Annotated in this window: 8 protein-coding genes; 5 read left to right on the forward strand and 3 right to left on the reverse strand. The window is 61.3% G+C overall.

Annotated features, from left to right (window positions below):
• Together EOB36_RS31440 and EOB36_RS31445 are read left to right on the forward strand one after the other, a co-directional pair.
• Positions 1-971, forward strand: a 971-nt coding sequence (locus EOB36_RS31440) for a calcium-binding protein (protein WP_164897670.1), incomplete at its 5' end; no start/stop codon positions are given.
• Between the two features lie 503 nt (positions 972-1,474).
• Positions 1,475-2,221 carry an FkbM family methyltransferase gene (locus EOB36_RS31445; RefSeq protein ID WP_128286411.1) on the forward strand — a complete coding sequence of 249 codons (747 nt, stop codon included), beginning with the start codon at positions 1,475-1,477 and terminating at the stop codon, positions 2,219-2,221.
• A gap of 60 nt (positions 2,222-2,281) precedes the next feature.
• On the opposite strand, the gene EOB36_RS31450 is transcribed toward EOB36_RS31445, so the two are convergent.
• Positions 2,282-2,584, reverse strand: coding sequence for a DUF982 domain-containing protein (locus tag EOB36_RS31450; RefSeq protein ID WP_128286412.1), 303 nt, complete (start codon positions 2,582-2,584; stop codon positions 2,282-2,284).
• A gap of 217 nt (positions 2,585-2,801) precedes the next feature.
• Between EOB36_RS31450 and EOB36_RS31455 the strand changes: the two genes are divergently transcribed.
• The 3 genes from EOB36_RS31455 to EOB36_RS31465 all read left to right on the forward strand — a co-directional run bounded on the left by EOB36_RS31455 (position 2,802) and on the right by EOB36_RS31465 (position 8,017).
• Positions 2,802-3,863 carry a glycosyltransferase family 4 protein gene (locus EOB36_RS31455; RefSeq protein WP_128286413.1) on the forward strand — a complete coding sequence of 354 codons (1,062 nt, stop codon included), beginning with the start codon at positions 2,802-2,804 and terminating at the stop codon, positions 3,861-3,863.
• A gap of 48 nt (positions 3,864-3,911) precedes the next feature.
• Positions 3,912-6,074, forward strand: a complete 2,163-nt coding sequence (locus EOB36_RS31460) for an amylo-alpha-1,6-glucosidase (protein ID WP_095485218.1) — start codon at positions 3,912-3,914, stop codon at positions 6,072-6,074.
• A 164-nt stretch (positions 6,075-6,238) separates the two neighbouring features.
• The gene (locus tag EOB36_RS31465; RefSeq protein ID WP_128286414.1) at positions 6,239-8,017 is read left to right on the forward strand and encodes a trehalose-6-phosphate synthase; all 1,779 of its coding nucleotides are present in this window, start codon (positions 6,239-6,241) and stop codon (positions 8,015-8,017) included.
• A 99-nt stretch (positions 8,018-8,116) separates the two neighbouring features.
• Here the strand turns inward: EOB36_RS31465 and EOB36_RS31470 are convergent, their stop codons facing one another.
• Together EOB36_RS31470 and EOB36_RS31475 are read right to left on the reverse strand one after the other, a co-directional pair.
• Positions 8,117-8,788, reverse strand: coding sequence for an ABC transporter ATP-binding protein (locus EOB36_RS31470; protein ID WP_095485220.1), 672 nt, complete (start codon positions 8,786-8,788; stop codon positions 8,117-8,119).
• Entirely contained in the window at positions 8,785-10,026 is a 1,242-nt protein-coding gene (locus EOB36_RS31475) for an ABC transporter permease (RefSeq protein ID WP_127203855.1), read from the reverse strand. The genes EOB36_RS31470 and EOB36_RS31475 overlap by 4 nt, the downstream gene beginning before the upstream one ends.
• Between the last annotated feature and the right edge of the window lie 66 nt (positions 10,027-10,092).

Below are 10,092 nucleotides of genomic sequence, written 5' to 3' on the forward strand. Positions count from 1 at the left end.
CCCCGCCTCCTACCGACAACCCACCTCCTACCGACACCCCACCTCCTACCGACACCCCACCTCCGACTACCGATAAACTCGACGGCACCAGCGGAGCCGATGTTCTTCGGGCAACCGGTGCCCACACAATGGCCGGCCATGGCGGCAATGATGATTACTATCTCGACAGTGCCGGCGACAAGGTGGTCGAGTCCTCTGGGCAGGGTCAAGACAGGGTGTGGACCGCTGTGGACTATGCGCTCTCAGCCGGTTCGTCGATTGAAGTCCTTGGCACCACTGAGGACGGCGGCACCACGGCGATCAACCTGACCGGCAACGAATTGGCCCAGACCATCCAGGGCAATGCCGGCGCCAACGTCATCAACGGCGGCGGCGGTGTCGATAAGTTGAGCGGCTTTGGCGGCAACGACGATTACTATGCCGACCATGCCGGCGATAGGGTGATCGAGTCCTCTGGCCAGGGTCAAGACAGGGTGTGGACCGCTGTGGACTACGCGCTCTCAGCCGGCTCGTCGATTGAAGTCCTCGGCACCACGAACGACGCCGGTACCACGGCAATCAACCTGACCGGCAACGAGTTGGCCCAAACCATCCAGGGCAATGCCGGCGCCAACGTCATCAACGGCGGCGGCGGTGCCGACAAGTTGAGCGGCTTTGGCGGCAACGACATTTTCCTCTTCAATAGCGCCCTTGGTAACGGCAATGTCGACAGGATTACCGACTTCAATTCGTCCCAGAACAAGATCCACCTCGACGACGCGATTTTTGCCGGGCTCAAGTTGGGCACGCTCACATCCGACGCTTTCTTTGCGGGTAAGGCCGCGGATGATAGCTCCGACCATATTATCTACAACAGTTCAACTGGAGCGCTCTCCTTCGACAGCGACGGCATCGGCGGCGCAGCTCAAACACAGTTCGCCACCCTTTCTCCAGGTCTCTCGGTTACGGCAGGCGCATTCTTTGTGACCTGAAGAGCTGGCGGGAAACGAGATCGCGCGAGGGCCAGCGGTCGCCAACAGAGACAGGTGGACAAACTGCACCTGAAGCCTGTCTCTTTGGCGAGCGTGGATGCTCTGGCGCGGACCGTCCCCAAAACCATTCTAGGCCATTTCGGCATAGTCGATTCCCCTCATGTCTTGCAAAGCAGGCTACCCTCAGCCCGTGGATCTCCAGGAAACGGCAAGATTAGCTTAAAGTGCCGGTTCCCCTGAACCAGCAGCAGGCCAAAGGAACCGCGCTGGTTTCGTTGCGCAGTGTTTCGGCGAAACGTGTATGGCCTGTCATTCATTCGTAGGATGAGAGTTCATATCTCAATGGCTAGAAATTGAAGATGAGTGGACCTGCCCTTCTCCCGCACAAGGCGATGCGTGTCTGAGCTTGGAGAGAGTCCGGTAGACGTCAGTTCCGCGGGCAAAGCAGCAAGCGGGTTGCTAGGCCGCAACGGAGCCGGCAGTGCTATTGGCAATGAGGGGTCATGGGAAAGATCAAGCAATCCTTAGAGGTCTTACGAACCGAGGGACCTGGTCGACTCCTCCAGTTGTCGGCCCTGTCGCTGACCGAGCCGCTTAGATCGCAAGGGCTTCGCCCTCGCGTTGCGTCTGATGCAAGGCAGGCATTGTCCCATCTCAATTTGACAAAGCGAAGTCGCGGATTGTTTATCGATTGCGGCTCAAATATAGGCCAAGGGTTTAGATACTTTTCTGCATACTACACGCCCGATAGATACGATTACATTTTGATCGAACCCAACAAGAATTGCCTTGCTCAGCTTAATGCTTTGCGCGCAGAAAATTTGACTATGGAGATTGTCGCAAAGGCGGCAAGCGTGAAAGATGGCTACGCTGAATTGTTTGGCCCCCCTCCAGAACGGTCGGAGGCCACCCACCAAAGTTGCTCGCTAGTCTTGGACCACAACGGAAGCCTGTATCAATCGCAGCGATTTGCGCCGGACCTCGTCGAAACGTTTTCGCTCTCAGAGATGATCCGGACAAAGCGTAAGCTGTATGATGTGATCGTTCTCAAGCTCGACGTCGAAGGGGCAGAGTACGAAATTCTTGATGATTTGATCAGGGCTGGGACCCATCGTGATCTATATGCCGCCTATGTGGAATTCCACTCTCTTAAACTGAGGAATCCCGCGAGACGGGAGAAGCGCGCCCTGGAAGCTCAAATGGTGCGCGCATTCGATGAAGCCGGCATTCGATTTAGAAGGTGGATATAGCGTCCCGACAGGCACGCCGGCTCCGACACAGCGCTAGATTGAAGAAAAGTGGGCGGGCGTCTATCGCCTCGGCGTGTATACGCTGTCCATCTTTTCGCTGCCTATCGGCAGCGTCATGTCGTCATCCAGCAACCGGGTGATCCGGGCAAAGCCCGCAAAAGCCTTTCTTGCTTCCTCGGCAGACATCTGACCTGCCAGAGCCGCAGCGCAGCAGTTCAGCGCGCATTGATACACCGGCCCGCGCCGTCCTCTCGGCCATTTCCGCAAAAACGCCATCGCTTCATTAACGCCCTCAATGTCCTCCACAGGCTGTCCCTGCCCGTGCGAAATCCGCACAGGCGAAAAGAATTGTAGGCGATCCATTTGTTCCTCCCGGTCGATCGCGATGCGTTCGATCGAACCTAGTTAAATTCACGGCCAGCCAATTGGTTCCCGGCAAAAATGCCCACGGCCTTGATAAATGGCTGCGGACCAGCTGAGTGAATCGCCAGTCATCGCCCGACTTCTTGCCGTTGCGGGAACGTTCGGGGGGCTGATGCATTTCGACTTCAGCGATGATCTTTGAGGGAAACGCCAGACTATGAGAATAGCCCATGTGGCGCCGCTCCATGAATCCGTGCCGCCCCGGCTCTATGGAGGTACGGAGCGCATTGTCTCCTATCTGACCGAAGGATTGGTCGAGCTTGGCCATGGCGTAACCTTGTTCGCCAGTGGCGATACAAGGACGTCGGCAAAATTGGTACCGTGTCGCGAGCGAGCGCTGCGTCTTGACCCGCGCCCGCTGAAATCCGACACAGCCGCGCATCTTTCGATGCTTTCCAAGGTGAGGAAACAAGCTCAAGAATTTGATATTATTCACTTTCACCTCAGCCATTTTCTGCACTTTTCCTTCTTCGAGCACATGCCCGAGCGGACGGTGACGACGCCGCATGGCCGGCTCGACTATGTCGATTTGGCGCCGGCCTATGAGCGTTTTCCACGCTTTCCGATGATCTCCGTTTCCCGTAGCCAAAGAACGGGGCTCGCCAACGCGAACTGGTTGGCGACGATCCACCACGGGCTGCCGACCGAGATCTACAAACCGGTTTTCGAAACGAGCCCAGGGAAGCCGTACCTCGCCTTCCTTGGCCGGATGTCGCGCGACAAACGTCCGGATCGTGCCATCGAGGTCGCGCTGCGCTCGGGGCTGAAACTGAAGCTTGCGGCAAAGGTCGGCGATGACGACCGCGCCTATTTCCGCAAGATGGTCGAGCCGCTGGTCGACGGTGACCGTGTCGACTATGTCGGCGAGATCGAGGAGGACAAGAAGGCGGAGTTCCTGGGCAAGGCAGCAGGCCTCATATTCCCGATCGACTGGCCCGAGCCGTTCGGTCTCGCCGTAATAGAGGCGATGGCCTGCGGCACTCCGGTGATCGCCTGGAACTGCGGCGCCATGCCGGAGATCGTCGATCAGGGCGTGACCGGTTTTATCGTGGATTCCATGGAGGACGCGGTCGCGTCTGTGCCCGGCATGCTGCGGCTCGACAGGCGGGAGGTGCGGGCTGTCTTCGAAAGGCGGTTTTCCGCTAAAAGAATGACCCGCGACTATGTTTCCGCCTATGCGCGCCTGATCGGTGCCTCGGCCGAAGCAAGGGCGTCGTAAGCGGCGTTACCTCGGGGGCGCAGAGCGAACGAGAGAGATGTATAGCGAATGACCCAACTCGACGAGCGCAAGCTTGATCCCGCGGTGGCACTTGCCTCCCTGGACGCCACCGCACCGCGGGAGCCGCACCGGCTGTTCGCCCTCAAGCAAGGCGATTGTTTTGCCGTGGCCGACGCTTACGGCGATATCCGCGGCGCCGGCGACGGTTTCTTCCGTGACGACACGCGAGTGCTTTCCGAATTCCGGCTGACAGTCGGCGGCCGGCAAACGTCGCTGCTCGGCGCGTCGCTCAGTCAGGACAATGTGCTCTTCACCTCCAACCTGACCAATCTGCCGATGCAGAGCGTCCGCGGCCGAGACATTCCGCAGGGCGCGATCCATATCGAACGTGTCCGCCTGCTTTGGCAGGACCGGCTGTTTGAACGCATCACCCTTTCCAATTACAGCCAGGAACACTCCACCATCCGCGTTTCGCTGCACTTTGCCGCCGATTTCCGCGACATGTTCGAAGTGCGCGGCTCGACAAGGCTAAAGCGCGGTATGGCCCATGCTGCCGAGACGGATGCGACCTCCGTCCTGCTTCGCTACGACGGATTGGACGGGCTGGCGCGGATGTCGGCGATATCGTTCTCGCAGGCGCCGGACCATCTGGCGGCCGACCATGCGGATTTCCTGATTGCCGTGACGAGGCGCAGCAGCAAGGTGCTGTATGTCGAGGTTGGTCCCGAGGTCGCGGAAACGCCGAACCGCGATCGCTACCGCGCCGCCGCGGCCCGGGCTCGCTTCGGCATGCGGGCCAAGCGCCGCCATGGTGCCACGGTGCATAGTTCCGGGCGCGTCTTCAACGATTGGGTCGCGCGCGCCCGCGCGGATGTGGCGCTGCTGACCACCGAGCTTACGACCGGACCCTACCCCTATGCGGGCATTCCTTGGTTTTCGACGGCGTTCGGCCGCGACGGCGTGATCTCCGCGTTGCAGATGCTGTGGCTTAACCCGGGCTTGGCGCGAGGCGTGCTGGCCTTCCTTGCCCAGCACCAGGCGACGGAAACATCGCCGTTCAGCGACTCGCAGCCGGGTAAGATCATGCACGAGACCCGCAAAGGTGAAATGGCGGCACTGAGGGAGCTCCCCTTCGGCCGCTACTATGGCGGTGTCGACACGACGCCGCTCTACATCCATCTCGCCTGCGCCTATGCGGACCGCACCGGAGACATGGCGTTTGTCGACAGCCTGTGGCCGTCGCTCTGCGCGGCGGCTGAATGGACCGAGGACGCAAGCCGGCCGACCGGCTTCGTTACCTATCAGCGTGCCGCCGCGTCCGGCCTCACCAACCAGGGATGGAAGGACAGTATCGATTCCGTCTTCCATGCAGATGGCCGAATACCAAAGGGACCGATCGCCCTGGTGGAGGTGCAAGGCTATGTCTTTGCCGCGTTCCGGGGGCTGGCGGCGCTCGCCCGTCGCCGCGGCGAGGACGACAGGGCCGATCATTGGGACAGCCGCGCCGAGGCGATGCGCACCTCCGTGGAACGCCATTTCTGGCTGGACGATCTCGGCTTCTATGCCTTGGCGATCGACGGCGCCGGCGAGCCCTGCAAGGTGCGGACGTCTAATGTCGGGCATCTTCTCTATGTCGGGCTCCCCGAGCCGATGCGGGCGCAGATGGTCGCCGACCAGCTGCTTTCGGCGTCCTTCCATTCGGGTTGGGGGCTGAGGACGCTCGCCGACGATGCTGTGTTCTTCAACCCGATGTCGTACCACAACGGTTCGATCTGGCCACATGACACCGCCATGTGCGGCGCCGGTCTGGCACGCTTTGGCGAGCGTGAAAGCGTGGTCCGGCTGATGAGCAGCACCTTCGAATCGGCGGTCCATTTCAACATGCGGTTGCCCGAACTGTTCTGCGGTTTTACCCGCGCGCCGGGCGAAGCGCCGATCGCCTATCCCGTCGCCTGCTTGCCGCAGGCGTGGTCGGCCGGGTCTGCCTTCATGCTGATGCAGGCCTGTCTCGGCCTGGAGATCGACGGCTGGAAGGGCGAAATCCACGTCACCCGGCCCAGGCTGCCGATTGGTATCGACATGCTCACGCTGAGGCATCTGGGCGTTGGCGCAAGGGCGGTGGATCTGACATTTCAGCGCGTCGGCGATAGGGTCGTCGCCTATCTCGCCGACCGGCACGAGGGCTTGGTGCCGCTCATCGTTCGGACCTAGTTTGGCTTTGCATATCGAATTGCCGCCTCGCTCCAACTACCGGAACCGATGGCCCATCCGTGCGTTGCAAATCATGCCGGCGCACAGCGGCATGTCACCAGTGGCCGGCTTCGAAAAACAAAGAAAAATGGCCACCGACCGGCCAAAGGGAAAACGCTGTTCCAATGTCAGACTATGGCATAGAGGTTCTCTTGCTTCTGATCCTTGCAAGCCTCGGCCTTTCCGCTGCTGCCGTGGTATTCTCGGCATTCCAACGACGCCACAGCCACACGCCAGCTGTCGCATACGCTTCAGGCGAGGACGTGGCTTCGGAAGCGGCTCGCAAAGTGCTGCGAGAGTTTGAAAAGAACGGACACGCGGTCGATGCAGCGCTGATCACATGGTCGCCCGACACCTTGCGCAAGATTCTGGCCGACGATCTGCCGGAAACGCAGGTGATCGTGGTATCCAACCGCGAGCCCTACATCCACAACATCGGGGATGATGGCGTCGAGCTCTTGGTACCGGCCAGCGGGCTGGTTTCCGCGCTCGAGCCGATCACCCGCGCCTGTGCCGGCACCTGGATCGCCTACGGCGGCGGAACAGCGGACCGTCTCGTGGTCGACAAGAACGACCGGGTTGAGGTGCCGCCTGGCAATCCGTCCTACGCGCTGCGCAGGGTCTGGCTGACAGAGCAAGAATACAAGGGCTACTATCTGGGCTTCGCCAATGAAGGTCTGTGGCCGCTTTGCCATATCGCCTTCACCCGCCCGATTTTCCGCGCGTCGGATTGGGAGGCCTATGAGTCCGTCAACCGGAAGTTCGCTGATACGGTGGTTGCCGAAGCGCGCAACGCGCGGCCGATTGTGCTGGTCCAGGACTACCATTTCGCGCTCTTGCCGCGCATGATCCGCGAGCGCCTGCCCGAGGCGATCGTCATCACTTTCTGGCATATCCCGTGGCCCAACCCGGAAGTGTACAGCATCTGCCCTTGGCGTGAACGGGTCCTGGAAGGCCTGCTCGGCAGCTCCATCATCGGCTTTCATACCCAGTTCCATGCCAATAATTTCGCCGAAAGCGTCGATCGCTTCCTGGAAAGCCGTATAGAACGGGCCGATGCGGCGATCTCCTACGGCGGACAGACGACGCTGGTGCACGCCTATCCCATCTCCATAGAATGGCCGGCCGAACTTTTGGCGAAACTGCCCGAGGTCGAAGAATGCCGCACCCGCCTGCGCGAGAGGTTCGGACTGAAAGCGGATGTCAAACTGTGCGTCGGCGTCGAACGTCTCGACTACACGAAGGGCATTCTCGACCGTTTCCGGGCGCTGGAAGAATTGTTCACGAGACATCCCGAATGGGTCGGGAAACTGGTTCTGCTTCAGATCGCGGCACCCAGCCGGGGCACGCTCCCGGCTTACAGGCAACTCCATGATGAATGCCGTCGCTATGTCGAAGATATCAACCAGCGCTACGGCAGCGAGGATTACAGTCCTGTCCTGATGATAGACAAACATCACGCGCAGGAACAGGTCTACGAGATCTATCGCGCCGCCGACATATGCATGGTCACCAGCCTGCATGACGGCATGAACTTGGTGGCCAAGGAATTCGTGGCAGCGCGCGACGACGAACAGGGTGTGTTGTTGCTCAGCACCTTTGCCGGCGCTTCGCGCGAGCTTCTGGAGGCATTGATCGTCAATCCGTACGATACGGCTATGACGAGCGAGGTGCTGCTGCAGGCGCTGACCATGACGCCGGAGGAACAGCGCGAGCGCATGCGACCCATGCGTGAGATGGTCCGCGACAACAATGTCTATCGCTGGGCCGGCAGCATGCTTCTGGATGCGGCCCGCCTTCGCAAGCGCGGCGACCTCGACCGGGTGATGGGTAACGGCGAGCGACCATCGAACAACAACAACGTCATTCCCATATTCGAGCGGGCAAGAAAGGCGGTGTCGTGACGATCCTTCGCTGACGCCGGCGCCGAAGCTGTCGGAAAAGATGCCCTCGATCGCATCAAACGCGCCCTGCCCCATGGCCCCGGCAACCGAAGAAGCTGATCAGCCGATCTTCCCGTCCACGATGTGAATGCGGCGATCCATGCGCGCCGCCATGTCGAGATCATGCGTAACCGCCACGACGGTCTTGCCGCGCTCGCGCACCAGATTCTCCAGGATTGCAAAAACCTGCTCGGAGCTCTTGCTGTCGAGGCTCCCCGTCGGCTCATCGGCCAGGATAAGCGGCGGGTCGTTGGCGAGCGAGCGCGCCACCGCGACCCGCTGACGCTGGCCGCCAGAGAGCTGGTCAGGCCGCTTGTCGAGATGCTCGCCGAGCCCGAGGGATGAAAGCAGCTCCCCTGCCCGTTCGCGCATCTCGGGCCGCGCCAGTCGGCCCAGCTTGCGCATTGGGATTTCGACATTTTCGCGCGCCGTGAACTCCGGCAGCAGAAAATGAAACTGGAACACGAAGCCCAACATCGAAAGCCTGGTCCGCGCGCGCTCCCTTTCATTCATCGGCTCGGTGTCGCGGCCGCCTATTCTCAACGTCCCAGCGGTCGGCCGGTCGAGCAGCCCGAGCAGATAGAGCAATGAGGATTTGCCGGAGCCGGAGGGACCGGTGACGGCGACGAATTCTCTCTCGTCGATCGCGAGCGTGATGTCCTTGACCAGCGTGACGGGAACCGTCTCAGGCAACACGCGCGTCAGTTTCTCGGCCTCGATGAGTGCGCTCATGACGCGCCTCTGATGATCTCGACAGGGTTCAGGCGCGCCGCACGGCGCGCCGGCAGGTAGCCGGCCACTGCCGCCGAGCCCAGCGCGAAAGCCGACGCGATGACGTAGTGCATCAAGCTCCAGGCGATCGGTAACCGGGTCATCTCCTGGCCGGTCGCGGCGATCTCGAAGCGCACCAGCGACAGCGCATAGGTCATGGAGAAGCCGAGCAGCGCGCCGAGCACGGAGCCGGCAGCGCCGATGGCCACGCCTTCCAGCAGAAAGAGCCGGCGCATGTCGGACTCCGGGAAGCCAAGCGATTTCATGATGGCGATATCGCGTGCCTTCTCATGCGTGATGGTGGAGATGATGTTGTAGATGCCGAAGCCAGCGACCAGCATGATCGCGCCGACGACGGTGTACATGATGACGTTGCGCACGACGAGCGCTTCGAGGATCGATTCATTCGCCTCCTGCCACGCCACGGCTTTGTAGCCCAGTTCGGCCTCGGCACGGTGCGCCACCGCCGGAGCGCGGTTGGGATCGTCGAGCTTGATGCGGATCTCGTTGATGGCGTTCGGCCGCGCGGAGAGGATCTGCGCGTTCTTCAGCAGCACATAGGCCTCACCTTCGTCGCGCGCGGTGGTGCCGGTGTGGAACAGGCCAGCGATCTTGAAGTTGCGCGTCAGTCCTTCGGAGGAAACCGCCGTTATCGTGTCGCCGAACCCGGCGCCGAGCCGGCTCGCCATCGTGTCGCCAATGAGGACGTTGTTGCCGCCCGCGGCAAGTGCCGAAAAGCTGCCTTCGACGAAGTCTCCGACGATCGGCGACACGCCGGACTCGCGCTCCGGTTCGATCCCAATGATCGCCGCGCCCACTTCGCGGCTGGAATAGCGGATCACACCTTGCGTTTTGAGGCTTGCCGCGAACCGGCCGGGAAGCCAGCTCTCGAGCCAGGAGGTTGCGGCGGTCGGATTTATGATGCCGCGGCGATCGTCGCGCGGCCTGAGCCCGGAGATCGCGACTGTCGCGAAGGCATCCTCGGCTGGCTGGCGGCGGGCGGTGCGCTGCTCGTCGGTGATGTCGACATGCGGCATCGTGTCGACGAGCTGCCTGACGAAATCGTCCTGCCCGCCCTGCATCAGCGCCGCCATGGCGATGGAGAATCCGACACCGACGGCAACGCCGATCACGGCAACCAGCGTCTGGCGACCGCGGCCGGCGATATGCGTGATGGCGATGTCGAAGATGAGCGGCATCGTAGCTTTATCTCTCCTGAGCGGCGGTGATGCTTACGCGCCCTCCATCGGCCAGATCGGCGGGAT

The organism is Mesorhizobium sp. M6A.T.Cr.TU.017.01.1.1, assembly GCF_004023115.1.
GTDB lineage: Bacteria > Pseudomonadota > Alphaproteobacteria > Rhizobiales > Rhizobiaceae > Mesorhizobium > Mesorhizobium mediterraneum.